Below are 26,100 nucleotides of genomic sequence, written 5' to 3'. Positions count from 1 at the left end.
CCGCGATCAACAAAGCGGTGCGAACGTACCAACTTGAGACGTATTGCCACCTCGCCAGGGCAAAAGCCCGTGATAGCCTAGCGAGCGCTTCACGCACAAGAAGACTGACTCCTCAATGGAATGCCACCCATGACCAACCAGCAACCGCCGGACACCCCGGCCCACGACCTGCAACGCAACCTCACCAACCGCCATATCCAGCTCATCGCGATTGGCGGGGCCATCGGCACCGGCCTGTTCATGGGCTCGGGCAAGACCATCAGCCTGGCTGGCCCGTCGATCATCTTCGTCTATATGATCATCGGTTTCATGCTGTTCTTCGTCATGCGTGCCATGGGCGAACTGCTGCTGTCGAACCTCAACTACAAGTCGTTCATCGATTTCTCCGCCGACCTGCTCGGCCCCTGGGCCGGCTACTTCACCGGCTGGACCTACTGGTTCTGCTGGATCATCACCGGCATTGCCGACGTGATCGCAATCGCCGCCTACTCGCAGTTCTGGTTCCCTGACCTGCCGCAATGGGCGCCGGCCCTGGCCTGCGTCGGCGTGCTGCTGTCGCTGAACCTGATCACGGTGAAGCTGTTCGGCGAAATCGAGTTCTGGTTCGCCCTGATCAAGATCATCGCGATCATGGCGCTGGTGTGCACCGGCCTGTACATGGTGTTCGTCGGCTTCCAGTCACCCACCGGCACCAGTGCACAGCTGAGCAACCTGTGGAATGACGCGGGCATGTTCCCCCATGGCCTGATGGGCTTTTTCGCGGGCTTCCAGATTGCCGTGTTCGCCTTCGTCGGCATCGAACTGGTGGGCACCACCGCCGCCGAGGCGAAGAACCCCGAGCGCACCCTGCCGCGGGCGATCAACTCGATCCCGATCCGCATCATCATGTTCTACGTGCTGGCGCTGATCGCGATCATGGCCGTCACCCCGTGGCGCGACGTGGTGCCGGGCAAGAGCCCGTTCGTCGAGCTGTTCGTGCTGGCCGGGCTGCCGGCGGCGGCGAGCATCATCAACTTCGTGGTGCTGACCTCGGCGGCCTCCTCGGCCAACAGCGGGGTGTTTTCCACCAGCCGCATGCTGTTCGGCCTGGCCCAGCAGGGCGATGCGCCGAAAAGCTTCGAGACCCTGTCCAGCCGCAAGGTGCCGGCCAACGGCCTGTACTTCTCGTGCACCTGCCTGCTGCTGGGCGCGGCCCTGATGTACGTGATCCCCGACCTGATCGAGGCCTTCACCCTGGTGACCACGGTGTCGGCGATCCTGTTCATGTTCGTGTGGACGCTGATCCTGCTGTCGTACCTCACCTACCGCAAGGAGCGTGCGCCGCTGCACCAGGCCTCGAAATACAAGATGCCGGGCGGGCGCTTCATGTGCTGGGTATGCCTGACGTTCTTCGCCTTCATCCTGGTGTTGCTGTGCCTGGAGAGCGATACCCGCCAGGCCCTGCTGGTGACGCCGCTGTGGTTCGTGCTGCTGGCCGTGACCTACCAGACCGTGCGCCGCAAGCGCCAGGCGCGTGTGCCGGTGCCCGCTACCACGCCGCGTCAGTCGTAGTCGTACTCCTGCTGCTGGAGGGCTTGGGCAAGCCCTTCCAGCACGCCATCGGCCTCGGCCCGCTGTTCGGGCGAAGGGCCGCTGGCAAACTGGCTGCGCTGCTGGCCCAGGGTGAGGAACGCATTGTCGCCATCACCCCAGATATACGAATAGACCAGCAGGAAGCTGTCCGACTCCGGCTTGGCGTACTTCGCCATCTGACGCAGAGGGGCCAGCAGCTGGATCATCTCGCCGTAATTGTTGGTGAACTCCACCAACGCGAACTGCCAGACCTGCGACGCCTCGTCGTACTGCATCAGGCTGCCGTACATGCAGTCGACCCAGCCCTGAAGCAAATCGCCCAGCGCCACCGCATTTTCAGGCGCCTTCTGGTCAAGATCACGTACCCCGTGCACCTCGGCGGCGTCCAGCCATTGCTGCCAGTCATCGAACTCGCCAGCGCCCGCCGCAGGTGAGGTCACCGCGGCCTGGTACTGGGCCGGGGTGATGTTGCAGCGAAAGTACAGCGATGACGCTTCCATGGCGAAAATCCTTGAGCCGAGTTGAAGTGAGGGCGCAAGCATAAGGCATCGCCGTGAACTATTGCTGTGCAGCCTTGCGCGTACTGCACCATGGCAAGCGCCATCCCGGTGCACCCACCCTGCCCTGCACCTTGTGAACACGCCGCTGGCAAGCCTGTGTACGACATCGGCACAGCCCTTGCTAAAGCTCTCTGCACAAAGTCGCCGTCTGCCCAGCAGAACCATTCGATCCCATGGAGAGAGCACTATGAAGCGTCGCAGTCTGATCAAGGCATTCACCCTCAGCGCGTCGATTGCCGCGATGGGCCTGAGCTGGACGGTCCAGGCCGCCGAGACCATCAAGGTCGGCATCCTGCATTCGCTGTCGGGCACCATGGCGATCTCCGAGACCTCGCTCAAGGACATGGCCCTGATGACCATCGAGCAGATCAACGCCAAGGGCGGGGTCAACGGCAAGCTGCTGGAGCCGGTGGTGGTCGACCCGGCCTCCAACTGGCCGCTGTTCGCCGAGAAGAGCCGCCAGTTGCTGACCCAGGACAAGGTCGCGGTGGTGTTCGGCTGCTGGACCTCGGTGTCGCGCAAGTCGGTGCTGCCGGTGTTCGAGGAACTCAACGGGCTGCTGTTCTACCCGGTGCAGTACGAAGGTGAAGAGATGTCGCCCAACGTGTTCTACACCGGGGCAGCGCCCAACCAGCAGGCGATACCGGCGGTGGAATACCTGATGAGCGAGGACGGTGGCGCGGCCAAGCGCTTCTTCCTGCTGGGCACCGACTACGTGTACCCACGCACCACCAACAAGATTCTGCGTGCGTTCCTGCACAGCAAGGGCGTGGCCGACAAGGACATCGAGGAGGTGTACACCCCGTTCGGCCACAGCGATTACCAGACCATCGTGGCCAACATCAAGAAGTTCTCGGCCGGGGGCAAGACGGCGGTGATCTCCACCGTCAACGGCGACTCCAACGTGCCGTTCTACAAGGAACTGGCCAACCAGGGCCTGAAGGCCACCGACGTGCCGGTGGTGGCGTTCTCGGTGGGTGAAGAGGAGCTTCGCGGCATCGACACCAAGCCGCTGGTGGGGCACCTGGCGGCATGGAACTACTTCGAGTCGGTGGACAACCCGGTCAACACGCAGTTCGTGGCCGATTGGAAGGCCTATGCCAAGGCGAAGAACCTGCCGGGCGCCGACAAGGCGGTGACCAACGACCCGATGGAGGCCACCTATGTGGGCATCCATATGTGGGCCCAGGCGGTGGAAAAGGCCAAGAGCACCGATGTGGACAAGGTGCGCGAGGCGCTGGCTGGGCAGACGTTCAAGGCGCCGTCGGGCTTCACCCTGACCATGGACAAGACCAACCACCACCTGCACAAGCCGGTGATGATCGGCGAGATCCAGGATGACGGGCAGTTCAGCGTGGTGTGGCAGACCGAGCAGCCGCTGCGCGCGCAGCCGTGGAGCCCGTTCATTCCGGGCAACGACAAGCGGCCGGATTATGCCGTGAAAGGCAACTGAGGCAGGGGGCCGCCGTGCGGCCCATCGCGGGTCAAGCCCGCTCCCACAGGGATCACCGAACTCTGTAGGAGCGGGCTTGACCCGCGAAGAGGCCCTGACAGTCACCTAACCTTTCGAGGAAGCCGCCATGCCCAAGGCACTCCACTCGCTGTTGCTCGCCCTGCTCCTGCTGCTGCCTCTGGCAGCCCGGGCCGCTGGCGACGCCGACTACTTCATCGCCGCCAAGCCCAACGAGCAGGCCAGTCTGCTGCAGGGCTGGGCGGCGCAACCCGACCCCGCGCGCCTCGAACTGCTGAGTTCGCTGCAGCAAGGCCGCCTGGGCCCGGACGACAGCCGCAAGCTGCGCCTGAACAACCGCCTGCGCGGCCTGGTGGACAACGCCCTGGCCAGCCATCGACTGCTCAGCGATGACGCCAGGGTCCGCCTGGCCGCCGCCCAGCAACTGCAGAAAAGCGCGCAGCCCGCTCAGGTCGCCTTCCTCGACCGGCGCTTTGCCAGCGAGCCCGACGCCGCCGTGCACGCAGCCCTGGGCCTGGCCCTGGCCAACCTGCAACTGGTCGCGACAGACCCCGCCGTACGCCTGGCCGCCGTGCGCCTGCTGGGCGAAACCGGCGACCCGATGGCCCGCACCCGCCTCGAAAGCCTGCTCGACCCCAGTGTGGAAACCGACCCCACGGTGCGCACCGCCGCCGAAACCAGCCTGGCCCAGGTCAAGCGCAAGCTGCTGATCGGCGAGCTGCTCGGCCAGGCCTTCAGCGGGCTGTCGCTGGGTTCGATCCTGCTGCTGGCAGCCCTGGGCCTGGCAATCACCTTCGGCCTGCTGGGGGTGATCAACATGGCCCACGGCGAAATGCTGATGCTCGGCGCCTACAGCACCTACGTGGTGCAAGTGCTGGTGCAGCGCTACGCCCCCGGCGCGCTGGACTTCTACCCGTTGCTTGCACTGCCGGTGGCCTTCGGTGTGAGTGCCGGGGTCGGCATGCTGCTCGAACGCACGGTGATCCGCCACCTGTACGGGCGCCCGCTGGAAACCCTGCTGGCCACCTGGGGCATCAGTCTGATCCTGATCCAGGCCATCCGCCTGCTGTTCGGCGCGCAGAACGTCGAGGTGGCCAACCCGGCCTGGCTCTCCGGCGGCCTGCAGGTAATGCCCAACCTGGTGCTGCCCTACAGCCGCCTGGTGATCATCGGTTTCGCCCTGTGCGTGGTGCTGCTCACCTGGCTGCTGCTCAACCGCACCCGCCTGGGCCTGAACGTGCGCGCCGTCACCCAGAACCGCAACATGGCCGCCTGCTGCGGCGTGCCCACCGGGCGCGTGGACATGCTCGCCTTCGGCCTGGGTTCGGGTATCGCCGGCCTTGGCGGTGTGGCCCTGAGCCAGATCGGCAACGTCGGCCCGGACCTGGGCCAGAGCTACATCATCGACTCGTTCCTGGTGGTGGTGCTCGGTGGCGTCGGGCAACTGGCCGGCAGCCTGTGGGCCGCGTTCGGCCTGGGCATAGCCAACAAGTTGCTGGAGCCGCAGATCGGTGCGGTGCTCGGCAAGATCCTCATCCTTGCGCTGATCATTCTGTTCATCCAGAAGCGTCCGCAAGGCCTGTTCGCCCTCAAGGGACGGGTAATCGACTGATGAACCAGCCACTGCTTGTCACTGCTACACAAAAGGCCGGCCCGCGCCTGACCCTGGCCGTCGGCGCCCTGGTGCTGCTGGTGCTGATCGCCCTGCCACTGCTGTCGTTGCTGCCAGCCGGCCACAGCCTGCAGGTGTCGGCCTACACCCTGACCCTGGTGGGCAAGATCCTGTGCTACGCCATCGTAGCCCTGGCACTGGACCTGGTGTGGGGCTACGCCGGGTTGCTGTCGCTGGGCCATGGCCTGTTCTTCGCCCTGGGCGGCTACGCCATGGGCATGTACCTGATGCGCGAAGCGGCCGGCGACGGCCTGCCGGCGTTCATGACCTTTCTGTCGTGGAGCGAGCTGCCGTGGTACTGGGCCGGCACCCAGCACTTTGCCTGGGCACTGTGCCTGGTGGTGCTGGCGCCGGGGCTTTTGGCGCTGGTGTTCGGCTACTTCGCGTTCCGTTCGCGGATCAAGGGCGTGTACTTCTCGATCATGACCCAGGCCCTGACCTTTGCCGGCATGCTGCTGTTCTTTCGCAACGAGACCGGCTTTGGCGGCAACAACGGCTTCACCAACTTTCGCAGCATCCTGGGTTTCGAGATCACCGCCCAGGGCACCCGCGCGGTGCTGTTCCTGCTCACCGTGGCCTTGCTGGCGGGCAGCCTGTACCTGGGTTGGCGCCTGGCGCGCAGCAAGTTCGGGCGCGTGCTCACGGCGCTGCGCGACGCCGAGAACCGCCTGATGTTCTGCGGCTACGACCCGCGCGGCTTCAAGCTGTTCGTGTGGGTGCTGAGCGCCGTGCTGTGCGGCCTGGCGGGTGCGCTGTACGTGCCGCAGGTGGGCATCATCAACCCCAGCGAGATGTCGCCCACCAATTCCATCGAGGCCGCCGTGTGGGTAGCCCTGGGCGGGCGCGGCACGCTGATCGGGCCGCTGCTGGGCGCCGGCGTGGTCAATGGCATGAAGAGCTGGTTCACCGTGGCGTTCCCCGAGTTCTGGCTGTTCTTTCTCGGTGCGCTGTTCATTCTGGTAACGCTTTACCTGCCCAGAGGCGTGGTCGGCCTGCTGAAGAAAAGGGGTGAACAATGAGAAGCGTACCGCTGCCTGCCGTACACCCCGAGTTCATGCTCGAACCGATCATCGACGCCGGCAGCGGTCGCGATGCCATCGGCCTGGGCCAGGCACGCCAGCCGGGGCTGGACGTGCGCCACGGCACGGTGCTGACGCTGGAGGACATCAGCGTGAGCTTCGACGGCTTCAAGGCGCTGAATGCGCTGAACCTGTACATCGGCGTGGGCGAGTTGCGCTGCATCATCGGGCCCAACGGGGCGGGCAAGACCACGCTGATGGACGTGATCACCGGCAAGACCCGCCCCACCACCGGCAAGGCCTGGTTCGGCGAGACCCTGGACCTGACGCGCATGAGCGAGGTGCAGATCGCCCAGGCCGGCATCGGGCGCAAGTTCCAGAAGCCGACGGTGTTCGAGGCCTTGAGCGTGTACGAAAACCTGGAACTGGCGCAGAAGGCCGACAAGTCGGTGTGGGCCAGCCTGTGCGCGAGACTCGGCGGCGAACAGCGCGACCGTATCGACCAGGTGCTGCAGACCATTCGCCTGACCGGGTCGGCGCAGCGCCCGGCGGGGTTGCTGTCCCATGGGCAGAAGCAGTTTCTGGAGATCGGCATGCTGCTGATGCAGGACCCGCAGTTGCTGCTGCTGGACGAACCGGTGGCAGGCATGACCGACGCCGAGACCGAATTCACCGCCGAGCTGTTCAAAAGCCTGGCCGGCCGGCATTCGCTGATGGTGGTGGAGCACGACATGGGGTTTGTCGGCAGCATTGCCGACCATGTGACGGTGCTGCACCAGGGCAGCGTGCTGGCAGAGGGTTCGCTGGAACAGGTGCAGGCCGATGATCGGGTGATCGAGGTTTATCTGGGGCGCTGAAAAGCTTCGCCGGCAACGCCGGCTCCTACAGAGACACCGCGGCTCTTGTAGGAGCCGGCGTTGCCGGTACAGACAAAAAAGGACAAGGCACATGCTGAAAATCGACACCCTGCACCAGTACTACGGCGGCAGCCACATCCTGCGCGGCCTGTCGTTCCAGGCCAAGGTCGGTGAGGTCACCTGCCTGCTGGGCCGCAACGGCGTGGGCAAGACCACCCTGCTGCGCTGCCTGATGGGCCTGCTGCCCGCCCGCGAAGGCAGCGTGCACTGGGAGGGCCAGGCCATCACCACGCTCAAGCCGCACCAGCGCGTGCACGCCGGAATCGCCTACGTGCCCCAGGGCCGCGAGATCTTCCCGCGCCTGACGGTGGAGGAGAACCTGCTGATGGGCCTGTCACGCTTCGGCGCCAGCCAGGCGCGGGAGGTGCCGGCCTTCATCTACGAACTGTTCCCGGTACTGCTGCAGATGAAACACCGCCGCGGCGGCGACCTGTCCGGTGGCCAGCAACAGCAACTGGCCATCGGCCGCGCCCTGGCCAGCCGCCCGCGCCTGCTGATCCTCGACGAGCCCACCGAAGGCATCCAGCCATCGGTGATCAAGGAGATCGGTGCGGTGATCCGCCAACTGGCCGCGCGTGGCGACATGGCGATTCTGCTGGTGGAGCAGTTCTACGACTTTGCCGCCGAGCTGGCCGACCAGTACCTGGTGATGTCCCGCGGCGAGATCGTGCAGCAGGGCCGCGGGGAAAACATGGAGGCCGAAGGTGTACGCGGCCTGGTTACGATTTAATCTGTGCGCCTGTCCCGTTTCGAGAGCCTGTCATGAATCACATCCGCGACGCCGTGCACGCCGACCTGCCGGCCATCCGTGATATCTACAACGATGCGGTGCTCAACACCCTGGCGATCTGGAACGAGCAGACGGTCGACCTGGGCAATCGCCAGGCGTGGTTCGCGGCGCGCCAGGCGCAGGGTTATCCGATTCTGGTGGCGGTGAATGAGGCAGGGGACGTGCTGGGCTATGCCTCGTTCGGCGACTGGCGCCCGTTCGAGGGGTTTCGCCACACCGTGGAGCATTCGGTGTACATCCGCAGCGACCAGCGCGGCCAGGGCCTGGGGCCGTTGCTGATGCAGGCGCTGATCGAGCGTGCCAGGGGCTGTGGCAAGCATGTGATGGTGGCGGCGATCGAGAGCGGCAATACGGCGTCGATCCGCCTGCACGAGCGGCTGGGCTTCACCCTGAACGGACAGATGCCGCAGGTGGGGGTGAAGTTCGGCAAGTGGCTGGACCTGACCTTCATGCAACTGATGCTGGCACCGGGCGCGCAGCCCCCACAGGGCTGAGGGCCTCATCGCGGGTCAAGCCCGCTCTAACAGGTACAGCGCTGGCTTGGAGGCCAACGGCGTATCGGTGGGAGCGGGCTTGACCCGCGATTGGGCCGGTCAGCCTTGCACAAACCTTCCCAGGCGCTGCTTCAACATCGAATTCTCACTGCGCAACTGCTTCACTTCCTCCAGCAGCTCCAGCGCCAGCGCCACCCCTTCCCACTCCAGTTCCAGCTCCTGGTGCAGCTTGGCCGCGCGCTTGGCCAGCACCGGGGCACGGTCGTCGAACACCCATTCCTCCGGCGTTCGCCCCGAAGGTTCAACGATGCCGTGCTCGACGATCTCGATCACGTAGGCTGCCGGTACATCGGCCTCCTGACAAAGGGTTCGCATGTCCAGTTGAACGATCAGGGTACTGCTCATGGTCACTTACTCCATTGAGTTCGCGGGTTGAACCCGGCCTTCTCCGACAGTTTGGTCCACAGTTCGCGGGCTTCGGCGCTCGATTGCGTCGGCATCACCACCTTCAGCTGCGCATACAGGTCGCCACGCTGGCCCTGCTTGTTGCTCAGGCCCATGCCCTTGATGCGCAGGCGCTGGCCGCTCTGGCTGTCGGGGCGGATGGTCAGGTTGACCTTGCCGGTCAGGGTCGGCATCTCGACCTTGGTGCCCAGCGCAGCCTCCCACGGTGCCAGCGGCACGGTGATGATCAGGTCATGACCTTCGACATCGAACAGCGGGTGGGGTGCCAGGCGAATGATCAGGTACAGGTCGCCATTGGCGCCGCCGCCCACGCCCGGTGCACCCTGGCCCTTGAGGCGGATGCGCTCGCCGTCGGTCACCCCGGCAGGGATCTTGACGTTGAGGGTCTTGGTGGTGTCGCCCGTGCGCTGCCCGGCCGCGTTGTACTGCGGCACCTGGAAGCTGATCTTCTTCGACTCGTTGGCCAGGGTTTCCTCGAGGAAAATCGCCAGTTCCATTTCCACGTCCTGCCCTCGCCGACCGGCACTGCGTTGCTGGCCACGGCCAAAGGGGTTGCCGTTGCCACGTCCGGCCGAGCCGAAAATGGAACTGAAGAAGTCCGAGAAGTCGCCGCCGCCAAAGTCGGCACCGCCACCGCCACCGCCACGGCTTTCCCAGCCCGGCGGGCCCTGGAAGGGCCGGCCGTGCTGGCCGTACTTGCGCAGCTCGTCGTATTCGGCGCGCTTTTCAGGGCTGCTCAGGGCCTCATAGGCCTCGTTCACTTCCTTGAAGTGGTTTTCGGCGTCGCGCTCTTTGCTGACGTCCGGGTGATACTTGCGCGCAAGCTTGCGGTAGGCGGTCTTGATCGCCTTTTCATCCGCCGTGGGCTCTACGCCAAGGATCTTGTAATAGTCTTTGAAGTCCATCTTTACGATTCACCATCGGTTATCGAATGCATCACTGCTGTGAAGATTGGGGTCAAGCATAGCCTTTCAAGTCGGACAAAGGATTGCTGTCGAGCAGATATTCGGTCTTGATTCTGCCGATGGCTGGCATAAACTGCGCGGCCGTTTTTCCCCCGGAAGCACACCCATGAGTCACGCATCCCCGGCCCGCGCCTGCGGTATCGACTTCGGCACCTCCAATTCCACCGTCGGCTGGCACCGTCCCGGCGTGGATTCGCTGATTGCCCTGGAAGACGGCAAGATCACCTTGCCCTCGGTGGTGTTCTTCAATATCGAGGAGCGGCGCCCGGTCTATGGCCGGCTGGCCCTGCACGAGTACCTGGAGGGCTACGAAGGCCGCCTGATGCGCTCGCTCAAGAGCCTGCTGGGCTCCAAGCTGATCAAGCACGACACCAGCGTGCTGGGCACCGCGCTGCCGTTCAAGGACCTGCTGGGCATGTTCATCGGCGAGCTGAAGAAGCGTGCCGAGGCCAATGCCGGGCGCGACTTCGACGAGGTGGTGCTGGGCCGCCCGGTGCATTTCGTCGACGACGACCAGGCCGCCGACCAGGAGGCCGAAGACACCCTGGCCGAGGTGGCGAAGAAGATCGGCTTCAAGGACGTGTCGTTCCAGTACGAACCCATCGCCGCAGCCTTCGACTACGAGTCGAGCATCCAGGGCGAAGAGCTGGTGCTGATCGTCGACATCGGCGGTGGTACCTCGGACTTCTCGCTGGTACGCCTGGCCCCCGAGCGCCACATGCTCGATGACCGCCACGCCGACATCCTGGCCACCGGTGGCGTGCACATCGGCGGTACCGACTTCGACAAGCAGCTGAGCCTGCAGGGCGTGATGCCGCTGTTCGGCTATGGCAGCCGCATGAAAAGCGGTGCCTTCATGCCCACCAGCCACCACATGAACCTGGCCACCTGGCACACCATCAACTCGGTGTACTCGCAGAAATCCCAGCTGGCGCTGGGCAGCATGCGCTACGACATCGAGGACACCGACGGCATCGACCGTCTGTTCAAGCTGATCGAACAGCGCGCCGGCCACTGGCTGGCGATGGAAGTGGAAGCCACCAAGATCGAGCTGACCCACAGCGACAGCCGCCTGGTCGACCTCAAGCGCGTGCAGCCCGAGCTGAGTGTGGAGTTGACCCGTGCGCTGTTCGAGGCGTCCATCGACAGCCTGCTCGAACGTGTGCGTGGCAGCGTCGGCGAGCTGCTGAACAAGGCCGGTGTAGGGGTGGCGCAGGTCGACACGGTATTCTTCACCGGCGGCTCCAGCGGCATCCCTGCACTGCGCCAGAGCGTGGCGGCCATGCTGCCCAACGCGCGCCACGTCGAGGGCAACATCTTCGGCAGCATCGGTAGCGGCCTGGCGATCGAAGCCCGCAAGCGTTACGGCTAGCCCGCCGCCCCACAAGGACGTGAACAGATGAGTTTCAAACCCCTGGCGCTGATCAGCGCCTTGCTGCTGGCCGGTTGCAACGACGACCTGATGACCCTGCGCTTCGAGGACTCGGCCGGGTCCTCGGGCACCGGCCTGGACGCGCGCAAGCAGCAGATGATCGACGAGGCCCTGGTGCAACGCCAGATCGACCCGAAAAGCCTGCGCTGGCGGGTCGACCTCGAAGACCAACACCTGGTGTACGTGAGGGAACTGCAGCCGCTGAGCGAGGCGCAGCGCAAGGCGTTGCGCGAACCGTTCGACGAGATCCTGCAGGCACGCGCGGCGAACACGCTGCAGATCGAACTCACCCTGGACATCACCCCCGAGCAACGCCAGGCCCTGAGCGCGGCAGAGCGCCAGCGGATCGACGCGTTGCCGCAACCGCTGTTGATCCCGCTGGAGCTCAGCCCGACGGTGCTGACCATGGCGCTGATGCCCAGGGACGACGACAACGTGCCGCGGGACGTGACCGAACGCATCAACTCCAAGGTCACCTGCCAACTGCAGGCGCTGCCGGTAAAGCCGTTGCCGGAAGGCATCACCGGCCTGTGGCAGATGACGCTGGACACGGCCAATCAGGTCAGCGTCGAGCTGGGCGAAGTGCACTACCCGGCGCATTACCGGCTGACCGACGCCGGCCTGCAAGGCAGGATCGACAAAGGCGAACTGTGGCTCGTCGAGCCGAACTACCTGTCGGTGGACCCACTGGTGGTGATGCTGGGCTTTTCGGACCTGGGGCAACAGCGGCTGTACCGCAGTTTTCCGTTGCAACCCAATGCTTCGCAGCTGATCCATTCGTGCGAAAGCGCTGCCAACCACTTGCCACGCCCCCTGAGCTTTCGGGTCGGGGACGGCCTGGACCGGCTCGAATCGGTGACCTACAAGGAAGAAACCCAATGAACCTGGCCAGAACCCTGGCACTGTCGAGCGCGCTGCTGCTGGGCGGCTGCGGCGATGAAACATTCATGAGCGTGCGCTTTCAGACCGACGTCGGCACCGCCCGCTGGGGCCTGGACCCGATCAACCTGCAGATGATCGGCGAGGCCCTCGAACAGCGCCAGGTCGACCCCAAGCGCCTGCGTTTCGACGTGGATGCCGAGGACAAGCGCCTGGTGCATGTGGTGCTGCTGCAACCGCTGGATGAACAGCAGCAGGCCGCCTTGCGCGGGCTGTTCGAGGACATCGTGCAGGCGCGCAACGCTGTCACCTTCGCTATCGAAGTCACCCTGCAACCCACCGCCGCCGAGCGCCAGCGCCTGACCCCAAGCCAGCTGCAGGCCCTGGAGGCGATGCCCGCCTCGTTCACCCTGCCCGCCGAACCGGGCGACGAAGTGAGCACGGTGGCCGCGATGCCGGAGCAATGGCCGGGCACCACGATGGATGTCAACGAACAGGTGCAGGCCGAGGTCAGTTGCCTGCTGTACATCAGCCCGCGCCAGTATTACCCGGGCATGACCGACGTCTACGCGGCCAAGGGCGATGACCCGCAGCGGGTGGTGCTGGAGTTTGCCGAAACAGGCGAAGCGAATGCCTTCAGCCTGTGGAAGGTGAGTGCCCGCTACCGCTTCAAGCAGGCCAGCCTGCAGCAGCAGGTCGACAAGGGTGAACTCGCGCTGCTGCCGGCTGACGAGCAGAACCGCAAGAGCCTGAGCATCGCGTTCAAGCTGGCGGACCTGGGCGAGCACGAGCTGATGCGTGCCTACCAGATCGACTATCGGGTCAAGGCGCTGAACAGCCAGTGCTACGCCGAGCAGATGAAGCTCGGGCGGCCGTACACCTTCTTCATGGGTGCGGGGCTGGATCGGGTGGAAGCGGTCACTTATCCACAGAAATGAGTTGGCCTCTTCGCCAGCAAGGCTGGCGAAGAGGCCCGTCGGCCTTACACCAGCTCGGCCCGGCGCAACTCGCTCTTCAGGTACGCATAGTAGATCGGCCCCGCGACCACGCCCGGCAAGCCGAACGCCGCCTCGAACACCAGCATCGCCAGCAGCAGCTCCCACGACTTGGCGCGAATCTGCCCGCCCACGATGCGCGCATTGAGAAAGTACTCGACCTTGTGGATCACGATCAGGTAGCCCAGCGCCGCCACCGCCACCCAGATCGACAGCGACAGGCCGACGATGGTGATCAGCGTGTTGGACATCAGGTTGCCGATCACCGGCAGCAGCCCCAGCAGGAAGGTCAGCACGATCAGCGTCTTGGTCAGCGGCAGGTGCACCCCGAACAGCGGCAGCACCACCGCCAGGAATACCCCGGTAAAGGCGGTGTTGAGCAGCGAGATCTTGATCTGCGCGAACACGATGTTGCGAAACGCCTGCACCAGCAGCGACAGGCGCTCGAACAAGGCCGCGGCCAGCGGTTTGCGCTGGGTCAGGTCGGGGATGCGCTGCAAGGCCACGATGGCGCCCAGGATCATGCCGATCAGCAAGGTCACGAACATGTGCGCCGCGCCCTTGCCCACCAGTTGCAGGTCGGCCAGGTGGGTGCGCAACCATTCGCCGATGGCCACCTTGAACTCCGCCGCACTGGCCGGCAGGTAGGCGTCGATGAACGGCGGCAACTGCCCGCGCGCCTGGTCCACCAGCAGCATGAACTTGTCCAGCGACGCGCCGGGATTCTCCGCCTCGTGCAGCAGAAAGCTGATGGCCCCGGCAAACAGCAGGCTCAGCACGCTCACGATCAGCGTGCCCAGCAACGCCACCGCCACCCAGCGCGCACGCTGCCCGGCAATCAGGTGCTGCAGCTTGGGCGTGAGCATGTTGACCAGCTCGAACACCAGCAGGCCGGCCAGCAGGCTGGGCAGCAGCTTGAGCGGCAGCGCCAGCAGCAACCCGGTGAACACGATGAGCCAACTCGCCAGGACGATCTGGCGCTGGGTAAATGTCATACAACCTCGGAGGCAGAAAGACCACAAAGACGGCAGTCTGCCAGCCTTCTACGAGCAGGCATAGGGGCACGCGGGGCGCGGCGCGCTGGCGTTGCCAGGGCAATCTTTCTATGATGCCCGCCCTCACGGAATGACCGCGCGCCCATGCGCAATCGCAGGAGCGCGCATGCGCGAAAAAGATATCCTCGAAATACTGGTGCCGATTCTCTGCGTGCTGATTGTCTGGCGCATCACGCCGATCTTCTGGACGTTCTTCATGACCTGGCTCAACCGCGTCAGGTACCTGCGCCGCGCCACCCCGATACGCCAGCTGAACGACGGCGAGCGCGAGGCCCTGGCGTTTCTCGGCGGCCCGGCCTACATGCTGCGCAAGCTGGTCGGCACCACCGACCTGCCCTGGAAGAAACTGGCCCACGTCACCGGCAAGCGCGCCGCGGTGTACCGCCTGCAAGGCCCGCTGGACACCTGGGGCTACTCGCTGCAGCACTTCGGCGAAATACACCACCGCATCCAGGGCATCGCGGTGCACATGCCGCTGGAGGACATCGAGGAAAAGACCGACCCGCACAACGAGGTGGAGGTGATGTTCAGCCGGGGCGTGGCCATCATTCTTAGCGTCAATGGTCGGCCCACCCTCATCGAAACCCTGCGCCTGTGGCAGCCTCGCCTGCTGCCGCTGCAGGAACACGCCGACACGGCCAAGGAACCCCATGCGTAAGGTACTGCTGTGCGCGCTCGCGCTGTTGCTCACAGGCTGTGACAAGGACTTTCTGGTGCTGCACTTCCAGGCACCGGTGGGCGACCTGTACTACAGCCGGGACGTGCATTACAGCTACCGCGAATCGATCTTCGCGCTGCTGGCCGCGCACCACATCCCCACCGACAGCCTGGTGATGGAGATGGACGAGTACAACGACAAGGTGGTGCACCTGCGCCTGACGGACGACTCACTGAGCCCACAGCAGCTGGACGAGATTCGCGAGGTGTTCGAAGCCATCATCCCGGCACGCAATGCGGTGACCCTGAACATGAAGCTGCGGTTCGACGCCGACCAGGCCCAGGGGCTGACCGGCCAGCGCCAGGGCACCGGCGCGCCGCCGCGTCACTTCGACACCACCGTGCTGACCCCGCAGAACCTGCACATTGCCCTTGGCCAGGACATCGGTACCCCGCCGCACAGCAACCCCTACCTCAAGGTGCTGCCGCAGGCCGATGACCAGATGCTCTGCACCCTGGAGGCCGGCATGACTCCGACACTGCCGTTCTACATGCTCGCCACCGGGCCAGGCGAGCTCGGCTCGGGCCGTCAGGGCCTGCTGCACGTGCGCAACCGCGACTTCCAGGCCGCACAGGTGCCAGTGCACCTGCAGTTCGAGGACGCGGCGCTGCGCCGACTGGTCGATAACGGCACCCTGCAGGTGGCGTTCAGCACCCGCAACTGGCTCGACTACCTGAACCCCGACAACATTCACCTGCACTTCGTGATCGGCCCGCCACTGGTATCGGCGCCGATGGCCGAGATGACCCATGCGCGTGCCCGGGAACTGTACGCCGAGTGCAACCAGCGCATGGACGCACTGGGGCGGCCGTTCTCGTTCTTCTTTGGCGAGGGCGTGGACCGGCTGGTGTATGTGGGCCTGCCGGCACGCGACTGAGCCTCAGCGGGGGCTCATTTCTTCTTCAGGCAGGTACTCATGAACGCCTTGCGCTCGTCGCCCTTGAGCGCCTGGGTGGTGGCGTCGGCATTGCAGGTCTTCATCTTCTCCTGCTGGGTCGCGGGCTCGGCCTTTTTCAGGCAGGTGCTCATGAACGCCTTGCGCGCGTCACCCTTGAGCGCCTGGGAGGTGGCGTCGGCATTGCAGGTCTTCATCTTCTCCTGCTGTGCGGTGGCGGCGAACCCCTGCGAACACATCAGGACGCCAAGCAGCAGCAACGGCACACGCAACATTTTCATGGGGCATTCTCCTGGTCGCCACGCCATCCGCGCAGCCTCGACACCAGTGTAGACAAGAATTTTTACAAACCCCTGTCAGCCGCGGCGCGCCTGGCGTCGGTACTGCTCCGGGGTGCACTGGGCCTGGCGCTGGAACATCGCGATAAAAGCCGATGGGCTGCCGTAGCCCAGGTCGAAGGCGATCTGCTGGATGCTCTGCTCGCCCTCCAGGGCCTCGATGGCCCGCAGAAACCGCAGGCGCTGGCGCCATTCGCCAAAGCTGATACCCAGCTCGCGGATGAACTGGCGGGCCAGGGTGCGCTCGCTCACATGCACGCTGGCGGCCCAGTCGCCCAGCGGACGGTTGTCCCCAGGGTTGCGTTGCAGGGCCTGCAGCACGCTGCGCAGGCCCGGGCCCTGGGCGTACGGCAGGTAGCCGGTGTGCACCGGGGCGCAGTGCAACTGGTCCACCAGCACCTGGGCCAGGCGCTGGTCGGCATCGGTGCGCGGTACCTTGACGTCGCGCCGGGCAAAATCGCCGAGGATGGCCTTGAGGATGTCGCTGATCACCAGGCTGCACGGCTGCGCAGGCAGGCTCTGGCTCAGCTCGCGGGTGATGTACACCGAGCGGTAAACCACGGCCTGGGGGTTGTAGCAACCATGCTCGGTGTCCGGCGGCACCCATACCGCGTAGTTGGGCGGCGAGAAGAAGCGCCGGCCGTCGATCTCCAGCTGCATCACCCCGTGGGCGGTGTAGTTGAGCTGGCCCCAGGCGTGACGGTGCGCGGCGCTGTGGGTGTCGGCGCCGAACTCGTCATAGCGGAAGTACACCGGTGCCGGTAGCGCGTCCAGCTGCGGGATGTCGAGGTATTTGCGTGCCATGCTGTCGGTCGAATGCTGTCTGGATCAATGGGCGGGTTGTCTGGATCGCAGTATAAACATCCAGACAGACAGGCGGATAATGACCGCCGTCATCTTCAAAGAGTCCCTGTTGCATGAATTATGCGTTCCCCCTGCTGGCCATTCTGATCTGGGCCGGCAACACCGTGGTCAACAAGCTGGCCGTCGGCGCCATCTTCCCTGCCGAGATCGGCTTCTACCGCTGGGTGCTCGCCGGCCTGCTGCTCAGCCCGTTCCTGCTGCGGGCAGTGCTGCGCAACCGCGCGGCGATCCGTCCGCACCTGGGCAAGATCGTCATCCTCGGGGTGCTGGGCATGGCGGTTTACCAGAGCCTGGCGTACTTTGCCGCCGCCATCACCAGCGCCACCAACATGGGCATCATCCTGTCGCTGATGCCGCTGATGTCGCTGGCCCTGGCCATCGCCGGCCTGGGCCAGCGCCTGAGCGCCGGCGCGCTGCTGGGTGCACTGGTGTCGTTCGCCGGGGTGCTGGTGGTGGTGTCCGGCGGCGACCCGGCCGCGCTGCTGGCCCACGGCCTGAACCTGGGAGACGCGATGATGCTGATCGCCACCCTGGCCTATGCGGTGTACAGCACCCTGCTGAAAAAGTGGCAACTGCGCCTGCCGCCGCTGCAACTGCTGTACCTGCAGGTGCTGGTGGCGATCGTGGTGCTGTTGCCGCTGTACCTGTTCTCGCCCAAGGCCGGGCTGAGCGCGGACAACATCGGCCTGGTGCTCTATGCCTGCGTGCTGGCCTCGATCGTGGCGCCACTGGTGTGGATGCAGGCGGTGGTGCGCCTGGGGCCCAGCCGCACCACGCTGTTCTTCAACCTGCTGCCGGCGCTGACCGCGGTGATTGCGGCAATGGTGCTCGACGAACGCCTGGCGCCGTATCACCTGGTGGGCGGCGTGCTGACCCTGGCCGGGGTGATTCTGGCCGAACGCTGGACCACCCCGCTGCGCCGTCTCAAAGCCCCGCCGCCTTCAGACGCGCCGCGTGCTCGGTAAACAGCCGCACCGGGTCGGCGCCCTTGCCCACCGCGCCGAGTGACTGGTTGACGATATCCAGGTGATCCAGCGGGTAGTCGTCGCCGATCACCTGGCCCAGGTGCGAGCTGAACCGCCCGACCATGCCGTCGCACTGGCCCGGTTCACGCACGAAGGTGCGCGCGAACAGGCGGCAGAAGCGGTTGCTGCCATCGAAGCGGTTGCGCCCGCTGTCGGTGATGCCCGGCTGCAAGGTGCCCGACCATGAGTAGTAGCGCACCCCGTCGACCTCCGCGGGCCCCTCGCCACCCCAGGTCATCGGCAGGCCCTGTGGATAACGCTGGTTGAACAGGGCCACGCCCTCGAACGTCAGCGACTGGTGCGAGGCGTGCACGTCGATGGGCAGGCCTGCCCCGCGCCAGCCGGTTTCCAGCCAGCCCATCAGCCGTGCCAGCCCGTGCAGCACCAGTTTGAGAAGGCGCCCGCGGACGGAATCGCCGGGGTAGTGCTTGTCCAGGTAGTCGGCCAGTTCGGAGCCGTGGTTGGGGCCCGCGATGGAGGTGACCGAGGCCACCCATTCCGGGCGCCTGGCCGCCGCATAACGGGCGGTCAGCGCACCCTGGCTGTGGCCCAGCAGGTGAACCTTGTCGGCGCCGGTGCGGCGGCGCAGGTCGTCGATGATGCGCAGCAGCTGTTCACCGCGCACCTCGTTGCCGTGGATCGGCGAGACCTGCACCGGGAACACCGTAGCCCCGCCCCGGCGCAGGGCCGCGACAATGCCGAACCAGTACGGGTACAGCACCAGGCGCACGAAGCCGAGCATGCCCGGCACCAGTACCAGTGGATAACGCGTTGCAAGCGCTTGCGACATGGCGGCCCCTCCCGATCCGTGGCAGTGCGCACCACCCTACAGGCACAACAATGGCAACTGCAATCGAACTCCCGGCGTGCGCTGCGGTTCCAACCCTTATCAGGCCATGACGGCCTTCACAAGGGAGCGAGACCATGTACAAGCACGCCCTGGCAGCCCTGCTGGCAAGCGCCACCCTGGTAGGCTGCGGCAGCAACCGCCCTGAAAACCCTGTGGACTACGTGACCTACCGCGAACAACCGCTGGTCAAGCAGGTGGGCAACGGCATGACCATGCAGCAGGTGATCGCCATCGGCGGCAGCCCTTCCTCCGTCATCGACCTGCCCCACGGCGGCACATGCAACAACTACGTGCTAAACCATGAAGGCAAGCAACAGGCTTACTACGTGCGTTTCGATGCCACCGGGCATGTGGATGCCAAGGGCTTCAAGACGTGCGAGCAACGCCAGAAGGACGAACAGGCCCTTCCCGGCGCGTAAAACTTTTAGCGCGCCAATCAATCACACACTGTGCACCCGACGCGCCGTCAGAGCGTGAAACCCCGTTTTCAGCTTGGAGAACATGATGAGCAACGTTGAACTGACCGATGTACAAACCCTGCGCCACCGCGCCCGCCAGCACGTGGAAGACGGTGCGGTGACCGAAGGCTACACCGCCGACCGCGAAAAGATCCTGCGCCTGCTGAACGAGTCGCTGGCCACCGAGTGGGTGTGCGTACTGCGCTACAAACGCCACTACTTCATGGCCGAGGGGATCAAGGCCAACGTGGCCGCCGAAGAGTTCCTGGAGCACGCCAACCAGGAGATGGAGCACGCCGACAAGCTGGCCGAGCGCATCGTGCAGCTGGGCGGCGAACCGGACTTCAACCCCGACAACCTGAGCAAGAACTCCCACGCGCAGTACGTGGCAGGCAAGACCCTCAAGGAAATGGTGCTCGAAGACCTGGTCGCCGAGCGCATCGCCATCGACAGCTACCGCGAGATCATCCAGTACATCGGTGACAGCGACCCGACCACCCGGCGCATCTTCGAAGACATCCTGGCCCAGGAAGAAGAGCACGCGGACGATATGGCGGATCTGCTCAAAGGGCTGTAAACCGCAGCGACTTCATCGCGGGTCAAGCCCGCTCCCACAGGGTCCGTGGTGATCCTTGCGGGAGCGGGCTTGACCCGCGATGCGTTTAGCCAGCCTTGACGGTCTTGGGCGCCTTGCCCGAACGCATCTGCTCCAGCAACGGCGTGCACTGGTTCTCGTCCCCGCCGCTGGGCGCCACCAGCGCCAGCAACGCCGCCGCCGGCGCTACCGCCACCCCCAACGCCACCATCCCCGCCCCGCGCAACGCCAGCGGAATCGCCTGCACGCCTGCACTCGGCTTGGCGAACGGCCCGCGCACGTACAACGGCGAGCGCAGCGAGAACAGGCGCAGGCCCTTGGACTCGGGGTTGATCTTCAGGTCCAGTTGCTCGGTGGCGAAGTTGGCCGTGCCATCGATGTAGATGATCGCGTTCTCGGTGTCGAACACGAACAGGCGCGTACTGGCCAGGCCGTCCTTGATGCCGAAGTCCGCCGCCGCGCAGTTGATCTTCACCTCGTTGTCGCCAAACAGCTTGCCCACCACGTAGTTGCCCACGTTGAGCCCGGCGATCTCCATCAGGCCACGGCTGATCGCGCCGTCGTTGATCAGCAGCCGCAGGTCGCCATTGGAGGTGCCCAGCAAGGCCGCCACCGAGTTGCCGCGGCCACTGATGTCGGCATCGCCATTGAGCGCACCGAAGCTGGTCTTCATCGGTTCGAAGGTGGGGAACAGCTGCTTGAGCTTGAAGTTGCGCGCACTCAGGCGCGCACGCCCCTGCATCGGCACCGCGCGGCCATCCAGGCGGATCTGCGCATCCAGCTTGCCGCCGGCCACGCCGAAACTCAGCGGCTCCAGGCGCAGCACGCCGTCATCGAGCACGAAGTGCGCGGCCAGGTCCTTGAAGGGCAGTTCTTCGCTGTGCACGATGCGCTTGCCGCTGAAGCTCACGTCGGCGTCCATGGTGCGCCAGCGCTCGGTGCGAAACTCCTCCACCGGCAGCACCTTGCCGGCCGGCTGCTTGCTCGCGCCACCACGGGCCTTCTGTTCGGCGTTGGAGTCGGCGCCGATCAGCGGGCCAAGATCCTTGAACAGCAGTTGGTTGGACACCAGCTTGCCGGTGAGCTTTGGCCGCGGCTGGCTGGCGACGAAGGCCAGGTCGCCATGGATATCGCTGTCGCCGATCTTGCCGTTGAAGCCCTCGTAGCGGAACACCGCCCCGCCCGGCTCGTGCAGCTTGGCGATCAGGTGGCCGTCGGTGGAATAGGCCGGCGAGTCGGGCAGGGTCACGCCGGTCAGTGGGTACAGATTGCCCAGGCTTGCGCCCGACAGGCGCAGGCGCAGGTCGAGCGCGCCAAGGTTGCGCGGGTCGGTCAGGGTGCCGGCCACCGCGACGCGCGTGTCGGCGATGCGCACGTCAGCCTGCAGCGGAAACGGCTGCGTGGCGTCCTGCAGTGCCAGCAGCCCGCCGATCTTGCCGCTGCCATTCAACGGCTGGCCCTTGTAGCGGCCGTCGACCTTGAAGCCGAAGGCGTAGTCCTGGGGCGCCGAACCCTGGCTCGCCGCCTTGTCGGCGCTGGCCTTGCCGACGATGTCGGTGAACGGAATGGGCTTGCCCAGCGGGTCGACCTGCACCTTCACCACGGTCTTGAGGGTCTGGTCGTCGAAGGCCACCTCGCCTTTGTCGAAGCCGATGGCGCCGATATCCAGCACCCATTTGGACGGCTCGGCGTTCTCGTCCTTGGGCCCGAAATCGAAGGTCCAGTTGGCGCGGCCATCGGCCAGGCGCTTGAGGCTGGCCACCGGCAGGGTCAGGTCGATGCGCGGGATCACGATGCGCTGGGCCAGCAGCGGCAGCGGCGAGAGGCGAAACTCCACGCGCTGCAGGCCGACCATCTGCGGCGCCTTGAGCCACTCGGGGTTGCCCAGGGTCAGGTCCTGGGCGATGAAGCGCGGCCATGGCACCCAGGCGCGCCAGCCGCCCTCGTCGCGATCGCGCTGCCAGCGCACGGCCAGGTCGCCATTGATCGCAAAGGGTCGGTGCAAGGCCTCGGAGACCTTTTCGTTGAGGGTGGGCTTGATGCGGTTCCAGTCGAAGGTGGCGATGACGATGATCAGGACCGCCAGCAACAACAGCACAGTGGCGAAGGTCCAGGTGAGAATTTTGGCAGGGCGCGTCATTGCACGAATCTCCTGATGACAGCATGGCGAACAGCCATGCCCGTTGAGGGCACTTAACACTTCCGACTATCAATGCCGTCGATTGTTACCATTATCTTTATGAACTTCTTTATCTGACCCCCAAGCGTAGCATTGGCGCCGTACCCACTTACCAGCCCTCCCAAGGAGCGCCAGATCATGAAACGCCCATTGCTGCTCAGTTTTGCCCTCAGCCTGCTGGCTGCCAACGCCTTCGCCGTACCCGCCACCGAACAGAACCTCTCGGCCGAAGCCCGCGACAGCGACAGCGTCATTGCACAGCCCCTCAAGACCCTGGCCGAAGGCGGTTCTGACCGCCTGATCGAGCGCAGCAACCGCGTTGCCGAAGGTGGTTCCGACCGCCTTGTCGAACGCAGCACTCGCATCGCCGAAGGCGGCTCGGACCGTCTGATCGAACGCAACAGCCGCGCGAGCTGAGCCCATGCGCCAGTGCCCGCGCCCACAGCCCGGTCCATCGACCGGGCTTTGTTTTTTGCGGCCCAGGCCCTAGAGTGCAGGGCTGTATGACTGTGAACCGATACTCGCCATGCTGCCGCGCGCCGAACAAAAGCTACAGACCCGACAGGCCCTGCTGGATGCCGCCCGCCACCTGATGGAGAGCGGCCGAGGCTTCGGCAGCATCAGCCTGCGCGAGGTAGCCAAGACCGCCGGCATCGTGCCCACCGGCTTCTACCGCCACTTCTGCGACCTGGACCAGCTGGGGCTGGCACTGGTCAACGAGGTGGACGAAACCTTCCGCCAGACCATCCGCCTGGTGCGCCACAACGAATTCGAACTGGGCGGCATCACCGATGCTTCGGTGCGCATCTTTCTCGATGTGGTGGCGGCCAACCGGGCGCAGTTCCTGTTCCTGGCCCGCGAGCAGTACGGTGGCTCGCAGCCGGTGCGCCAGGCCATCGCCAAGCTGCGCGAAGGGATCAGCTCGGACCTGGCGGCGGACCTCAAACGCATGCCGCGCTGGCGGCATCTGGACGACGCGGCCCTGGGGGTGATGGCCGACCTGGTGGTCAAGACCGTGTTCGCCACCCTGCCCGAGCTGATCGACTCGCCGGCCGAGCCGGTACCGGGGCAGTTGAGCGCGCAGGCGAAGATCACCCAGCAGTTGCGCTTCATCTTTGTCGGGGCCAAGTACTGGCAAGGGCTCGGCGATCTGCGCTGAGCCCTTGGCTTGCCAGCGAAGGGGTGCTCAAGCCGAACCGCAATTCCTGCTACCATGCGCCACAAACGCCCACCGCGACGACGCCTCTCCATGCCCGACCTTCGTACCGCCCAGCCTGAACTCCCTGCCCTGCTCGACAGCGTCCAGCAGCACTTCGCCCAGCGCATCGTGCCGCTGTGGCAAGGCCCGGGCTGGAACGCGGACATGGCCCTGCCATTCGAAGCCCTCGACCCGCAGCACCGGCCCCTGCCGGTACAGCGCTACCGTGCCATGGCCTGCGCGCGCCAGCTGTACCTGTTCAGCAGCCGCATCGAGCAGCCCGGCGCCGCGGAACGTGCCGCCGCCCTGCTGCGTACCCTGCAACGCCACTTTCACGACGCCGAGCACGGTGGCTGGTTCTACAGCATCGACGCCCAGGGCAACCCGCTGGACCGCACCAAGGACCTCTACACCCACGCCTTCATCGTGTTCGCCTGCGCGCATTACTGGGGCAAGGTGAACGAAGCAATGGCCGAGTCGACCTTGAATGCAGCCCTTGAAGTGGTGCTGGAGCGCTTTGCCACCGAGCACGGCCTGTACGAGGCGAGCCTGGCCGAAGACTGGTCGACGCTGGGCAGCGGGCCGTTGCAGAACCCGCTGATGCACCTGGCCGAAGCCTTCCTCGCCACCCTGTCGGTGCGTCACGACGCGGTGGTACAGGACGCGCTGGTGAACCTCACCGAGGCCATGCAGGCGCACTTCATCGACCCGGCACATGGGGTGATGCTGGAGAAACCGCGCGGGGCTGTGGATAACTGGTTCGAACCGGGGCACCAGTTCGAGTGGTTCTATCTGCTCGAATCCTCACCGCTGCTGCGCGGCGGCGCGCTGCATGGCTCGTTGAGCCGCGCATTCGGCTATGCCGAGCAACAGGGGGTAAAGGACGGTGCGGTGCTGGCGATGCTCAATGTCGACGGCAGCGTGCGTGACGCCACCCAGCGCATCTGGGCCCAGGCCGAATACCTGCGTGCGTTGGCGCTGCGGCCCGACAGCGCGGGCAAGGTGCTGGCGCAACTGCAGGCATTGCAGCAGAACTTTCTGCATGACGGCGGCTGGCATGAATGCCGCGACGCCAGTGGCGCGGTGAGCCGGCACGATATGCCGTCGACCACGCCGTACCACCTGGCGACCTGCCTGGAAGGGTTGCAGCGCGCCCTCTGATGCCTTCGCCAGCAACGCTGGCTCCTACATGAGTTGCAGGAGCCGGCCTTGCCGGCGAAAGTGCACTCAGGCCTTCGAACGATCGATCGAGAACCCCGCCCACGCCTGGCTCACCGGCATCAGCTCGAGGCTGTTGATGTTGATGTGCGCCGGCTGGTTGAGAATCCAGAAGATGGTCTCGGCAATGTCCTGCGGCTGGATCGGCTCGGCACCGGCATAGGTGGCGTCGTAGCGCGCCTTGTCACCCCCGAAGCGCACCAGCGAGAACTCGCTCTCGCACAGCCCCGGCTCGATGTTGCTGACCCGCACGCCCGTGCCCTGCAGGTCGCAGCGCAGGCTCAGCGAGAACTGCCCGACGAACGCCTTGGTACCGCCATACACATGGCTGCCCGGGTATGGATAGTTGCCCGCCACCGACCCGACGTTGAGGATTGTCGCGCCACGCCCGTGGGCGATCAGGCGCGGCAGCAGCAGGCGGGTGCTGTACATCAGGCCCTTGATGTTGGTGTCGACCATGGTCTCCCAGTCGTCCAGGTCGCACTTGGGCGCCGGGTCGGCACCCAGGGCCAGGCCGGCGTTGTTGATCAGCCCGCGCAGCTTGGCAAAGGTCGGCGGCAAGCCTTCGATGGCCGCTTCCATGGCCTTGCGGTCACGCACATCGAGTACCAGGCCATGCACTTCGGTCTGCTTGGACAGCTCCGCACACAGCGCCTCCAGGCGCTCCTGGCGCCGACCGGTCAGCACCAGCGACCAGCCCGCCTCGGCGAAGCGACGTGCGCAGGCTTCGCCAAAACCGGAGGTGGCGCCCGTGATGAATACGGTGGAAGTCATGAAAAATCTCCTCGGGAAAACGTGCCCACGGGCAACTGATCGACAGGGCGTGCAGCATGCCCCGCCACCGCGCTGCGCAGCAAGCCGAAAATCAACTGTACAAAAAACGATCAAAACCCTGAAAGCCTTGCCCCGCAAGGCCCGGCGCGAGCTGTACGCACGTTATCCACAGGCCCTTCCACACAGACTGGGGGCAACTGCACAGGCTGCGGCCCACGGTTTGAGCGGGCTGCGGCCTGGCGTGGGAAGTATTTCGCTTGACCTGGCGGCCGCCCCTTGAACAACGCGACAGCCAGAGATGCAAAAGGATAACTGCAGTGATGGCCCGAGGCCTTTGATCTCGCTGCCTGCGCCAGTCTTTCCAGTGCTTGCCCACAGAGTTATCCACAGGCTGCACAGGTGAAATGAGGGGCAATTGACCTCGCCATAAAAGCCTTGACAAATGCCCGCTGCAGCGTCAGAAAAACCGCTGCTCAAAAAACAACCACACCTCTGTAAGCCTTGTATTACATGGTCTTCAGCCATGTACTACCAAGTTACCCACAGTCGGTTCCACACGAATCGGGGACAACTTCAATGCCTTTGAAAACAAGTGCCTGGAGCGACGTTGTGTCGCGTTACCTGCACACCTTCAAATAACTTTTCCACAATCTGCCGCAAGGCCGATCTGCGGCCCGATCGCGGGTCAAGCCCGCTCCCACA

Annotated in this window: 26 protein-coding genes and 1 pseudogene; 18 read left to right on the top strand and 9 right to left on the bottom strand. The window is 65.1% G+C overall.

Annotated elements, in window-relative coordinates:
* Positions 1-129: 129 nt before the first annotated feature.
* Positions 130-1,551 carry a D-serine/D-alanine/glycine transporter gene (cycA, locus tag LOY33_RS02610; RefSeq protein ID WP_054916158.1) on the top strand — a complete coding sequence of 474 codons (1,422 nt, stop codon included), beginning with the start codon at positions 130-132 and terminating at the stop codon, positions 1,549-1,551.
* On the opposite strand, the gene LOY33_RS02605 is transcribed toward cycA, so the two are convergent.
* Positions 1,542-2,072, bottom strand: a complete 531-nt coding sequence (locus LOY33_RS02605) for a hypothetical protein (RefSeq protein WP_043863486.1) — start codon at positions 2,070-2,072, stop codon at positions 1,542-1,544. The two genes, cycA and LOY33_RS02605, sit on opposite strands and share 10 nt — an antisense overlap.
* Before the next feature lie 247 nt (positions 2,073-2,319).
* Here LOY33_RS02605 and urtA point away from each other — a divergent pair, with 247 nt between their 5' ends.
* The 6 genes from urtA to LOY33_RS02575 all read left to right on the top strand — a co-directional run bounded on the left by urtA (position 2,320) and on the right by LOY33_RS02575 (position 8,495).
* A complete protein-coding gene (gene urtA / locus LOY33_RS02600; RefSeq protein WP_043863487.1) occupies positions 2,320-3,585 on the top strand; it encodes an urea ABC transporter substrate-binding protein in 1,266 nt (421 codons plus the stop codon).
* 127 nt (positions 3,586-3,712) lie between these two features.
* Positions 3,713-5,215 carry an urea ABC transporter permease subunit UrtB gene (urtB, locus tag LOY33_RS02595; RefSeq protein ID WP_258661140.1) on the top strand — a complete coding sequence of 501 codons (1,503 nt, stop codon included), beginning with the start codon at positions 3,713-3,715 and terminating at the stop codon, positions 5,213-5,215.
* The gene (gene urtC, locus LOY33_RS02590; RefSeq protein WP_043863489.1) at positions 5,215-6,294 is read left to right on the top strand and encodes an urea ABC transporter permease subunit UrtC; all 1,080 of its coding nucleotides are present in this window, start codon (positions 5,215-5,217) and stop codon (positions 6,292-6,294) included. Before urtB ends, urtC begins: the two co-directional genes overlap by 1 nt.
* On the top strand, positions 6,291-7,151 hold the full coding sequence (gene urtD / locus LOY33_RS02585) for an urea ABC transporter ATP-binding protein UrtD (RefSeq protein ID WP_167400197.1): 861 nt from the start codon (positions 6,291-6,293) through the stop codon (positions 7,149-7,151). The genes urtC and urtD overlap by 4 nt, the downstream gene beginning before the upstream one ends.
* A gap of 91 nt (positions 7,152-7,242) precedes the next feature.
* The gene (gene urtE / locus LOY33_RS02580) at positions 7,243-7,941 is read left to right on the top strand and encodes an urea ABC transporter ATP-binding subunit UrtE (RefSeq protein WP_043863491.1); all 699 of its coding nucleotides are present in this window, start codon (positions 7,243-7,245) and stop codon (positions 7,939-7,941) included.
* Positions 7,942-7,973: 32 nt separating this feature from the next.
* Positions 7,974-8,495: a GNAT family N-acetyltransferase gene (locus LOY33_RS02575; protein WP_058541576.1), complete on the top strand. Its 522-nt coding sequence runs from the start codon at positions 7,974-7,976 to the stop codon at positions 8,493-8,495.
* 99 nt (positions 8,496-8,594) lie between these two features.
* On the opposite strand, the gene LOY33_RS02570 is transcribed toward LOY33_RS02575, so the two are convergent.
* The gene (locus LOY33_RS02570; RefSeq protein WP_043863493.1) at positions 8,595-8,900 is read right to left on the bottom strand and encodes a chaperone modulator CbpM; all 306 of its coding nucleotides are present in this window, start codon (positions 8,898-8,900) and stop codon (positions 8,595-8,597) included.
* A gap of 2 nt (positions 8,901-8,902) precedes the next feature.
* Positions 8,903-9,865, bottom strand: coding sequence for a curved DNA-binding protein (cbpA, locus tag LOY33_RS02565; protein WP_043863494.1), 963 nt, complete (start codon positions 9,863-9,865; stop codon positions 8,903-8,905).
* A gap of 166 nt (positions 9,866-10,031) precedes the next feature.
* Here cbpA and LOY33_RS02560 point away from each other — a divergent pair, with 166 nt between their 5' ends.
* Genes LOY33_RS02560 through LOY33_RS02550 form a run of 3 tightly spaced genes read left to right on the top strand, consistent with a single transcriptional unit; the run spans position 10,032 to position 13,174 of the window.
* Complete coding sequence (locus LOY33_RS02560; RefSeq protein ID WP_043863495.1) at positions 10,032-11,297, top strand: Hsp70 family protein; 1,266 nt, start codon at positions 10,032-10,034, stop codon at positions 11,295-11,297.
* Positions 11,298-11,324: 27 nt separating this feature from the next.
* Positions 11,325-12,239: a hypothetical protein gene (locus LOY33_RS02555; RefSeq protein ID WP_258661127.1), complete on the top strand. Its 915-nt coding sequence runs from the start codon at positions 11,325-11,327 to the stop codon at positions 12,237-12,239.
* Complete coding sequence (locus tag LOY33_RS02550) at positions 12,236-13,174, top strand: hypothetical protein (protein WP_078479884.1); 939 nt, start codon at positions 12,236-12,238, stop codon at positions 13,172-13,174. The genes LOY33_RS02555 and LOY33_RS02550 overlap by 4 nt, the downstream gene beginning before the upstream one ends.
* 44 nt (positions 13,175-13,218) lie before the next feature.
* On the opposite strand, the gene LOY33_RS02545 is transcribed toward LOY33_RS02550, so the two are convergent.
* Entirely contained in the window at positions 13,219-14,226 is a 1,008-nt protein-coding gene (locus tag LOY33_RS02545) for an AI-2E family transporter (protein ID WP_054916161.1), read from the bottom strand.
* 166 nt (positions 14,227-14,392) lie between these two features.
* Between LOY33_RS02545 and LOY33_RS02540 the strand changes: the two genes are divergently transcribed.
* Positions 14,393-14,944, top strand: a complete 552-nt coding sequence (locus LOY33_RS02540; protein ID WP_043863499.1) for a hypothetical protein — start codon at positions 14,393-14,395, stop codon at positions 14,942-14,944.
* The gene (locus LOY33_RS02535) at positions 14,937-15,881 is read left to right on the top strand and encodes a hypothetical protein (protein WP_258661126.1); all 945 of its coding nucleotides are present in this window, start codon (positions 14,937-14,939) and stop codon (positions 15,879-15,881) included. The genes LOY33_RS02540 and LOY33_RS02535 overlap by 8 nt, the downstream gene beginning before the upstream one ends.
* A gap of 14 nt (positions 15,882-15,895) precedes the next feature.
* Here the strand turns inward: LOY33_RS02535 and LOY33_RS02530 are convergent, their stop codons facing one another.
* Together LOY33_RS02530 and LOY33_RS02525 are read right to left on the bottom strand one after the other, a co-directional pair.
* Entirely contained in the window at positions 15,896-16,180 is a 285-nt protein-coding gene (locus LOY33_RS02530; RefSeq protein WP_043863501.1) for a PsiF family protein, read from the bottom strand.
* A 75-nt stretch (positions 16,181-16,255) separates the two neighbouring features.
* Complete coding sequence (locus tag LOY33_RS02525; protein WP_043863502.1) at positions 16,256-17,041, bottom strand: helix-turn-helix domain-containing protein; 786 nt, start codon at positions 17,039-17,041, stop codon at positions 16,256-16,258.
* A gap of 113 nt (positions 17,042-17,154) precedes the next feature.
* Here LOY33_RS02525 and LOY33_RS02520 point away from each other — a divergent pair, with 113 nt between their 5' ends.
* Positions 17,155-18,066, top strand: coding sequence for a DMT family transporter (locus LOY33_RS02520; RefSeq protein WP_258661124.1), 912 nt, complete (start codon positions 17,155-17,157; stop codon positions 18,064-18,066).
* On the opposite strand, the gene LOY33_RS02515 is transcribed toward LOY33_RS02520, so the two are convergent.
* Positions 18,026-18,916 carry a triacylglycerol lipase gene (locus tag LOY33_RS02515; protein ID WP_258661121.1) on the bottom strand — a complete coding sequence of 297 codons (891 nt, stop codon included), beginning with the start codon at positions 18,914-18,916 and terminating at the stop codon, positions 18,026-18,028. The genes LOY33_RS02520 and LOY33_RS02515 overlap by 41 nt on opposite strands.
* A 134-nt stretch (positions 18,917-19,050) precedes the next feature.
* On the opposite strand from LOY33_RS02515, the gene osmE reads away from it, so the two are divergent.
* Both osmE and LOY33_RS02505 read left to right on the top strand, forming a co-directional pair.
* Positions 19,051-19,395 (top strand): osmotically-inducible lipoprotein OsmE, encoded by a 345-nt coding sequence (gene osmE, locus LOY33_RS02510; RefSeq protein ID WP_043863505.1) that lies wholly within the window; start codon positions 19,051-19,053, stop codon positions 19,393-19,395.
* A gap of 85 nt (positions 19,396-19,480) precedes the next feature.
* On the top strand, positions 19,481-20,011 hold the full coding sequence (locus LOY33_RS02505; RefSeq protein WP_043863506.1) for a bacterioferritin: 531 nt from the start codon (positions 19,481-19,483) through the stop codon (positions 20,009-20,011).
* An 85-nt stretch (positions 20,012-20,096) separates the two neighbouring features.
* On the opposite strand, the gene LOY33_RS02500 is transcribed toward LOY33_RS02505, so the two are convergent.
* Positions 20,097-22,169: an AsmA family protein gene (locus LOY33_RS02500; RefSeq protein WP_043863507.1), complete on the bottom strand. Its 2,073-nt coding sequence runs from the start codon at positions 22,167-22,169 to the stop codon at positions 20,097-20,099.
* Between the two features lie 177 nt (positions 22,170-22,346).
* Between LOY33_RS02500 and LOY33_RS02495 the strand changes: the two are divergent.
* The 3 genes and pseudogenes from LOY33_RS02495 to LOY33_RS02485 all read left to right on the top strand — a co-directional run.
* A pseudogene (locus LOY33_RS02495) lies at positions 22,347-22,622 on the top strand (phage infection protein); the annotation flags it as partial.
* 112 nt (positions 22,623-22,734) lie between these two features.
* A complete protein-coding gene (locus LOY33_RS02490) occupies positions 22,735-23,367 on the top strand; it encodes a TetR family transcriptional regulator (RefSeq protein WP_043863508.1) in 633 nt (210 codons plus the stop codon).
* Positions 23,368-23,457: 90 nt separating this feature from the next.
* Positions 23,458-24,567: an AGE family epimerase/isomerase gene (locus LOY33_RS02485; protein WP_043863509.1), complete on the top strand. Its 1,110-nt coding sequence runs from the start codon at positions 23,458-23,460 to the stop codon at positions 24,565-24,567.
* A gap of 66 nt (positions 24,568-24,633) precedes the next feature.
* Here the strand turns inward: LOY33_RS02485 and LOY33_RS02480 are convergent, their stop codons facing one another.
* Positions 24,634-25,398 (bottom strand): SDR family oxidoreductase, encoded by a 765-nt coding sequence (locus tag LOY33_RS02480; RefSeq protein ID WP_043863510.1) that lies wholly within the window; start codon positions 25,396-25,398, stop codon positions 24,634-24,636.
* Positions 25,399-26,100: the final 702 nt, after the last annotated feature.

Source organism: Pseudomonas sp. B21-036, assembly GCF_024748925.1.
GTDB classification, from domain to species: domain Bacteria; phylum Pseudomonadota; class Gammaproteobacteria; order Pseudomonadales; family Pseudomonadaceae; genus Aquipseudomonas; species Aquipseudomonas palmensis.
The sequence above is the reverse complement of the archived record's forward strand: the minus strand, read 5'-3'. Positions and strand labels throughout refer to the sequence as shown.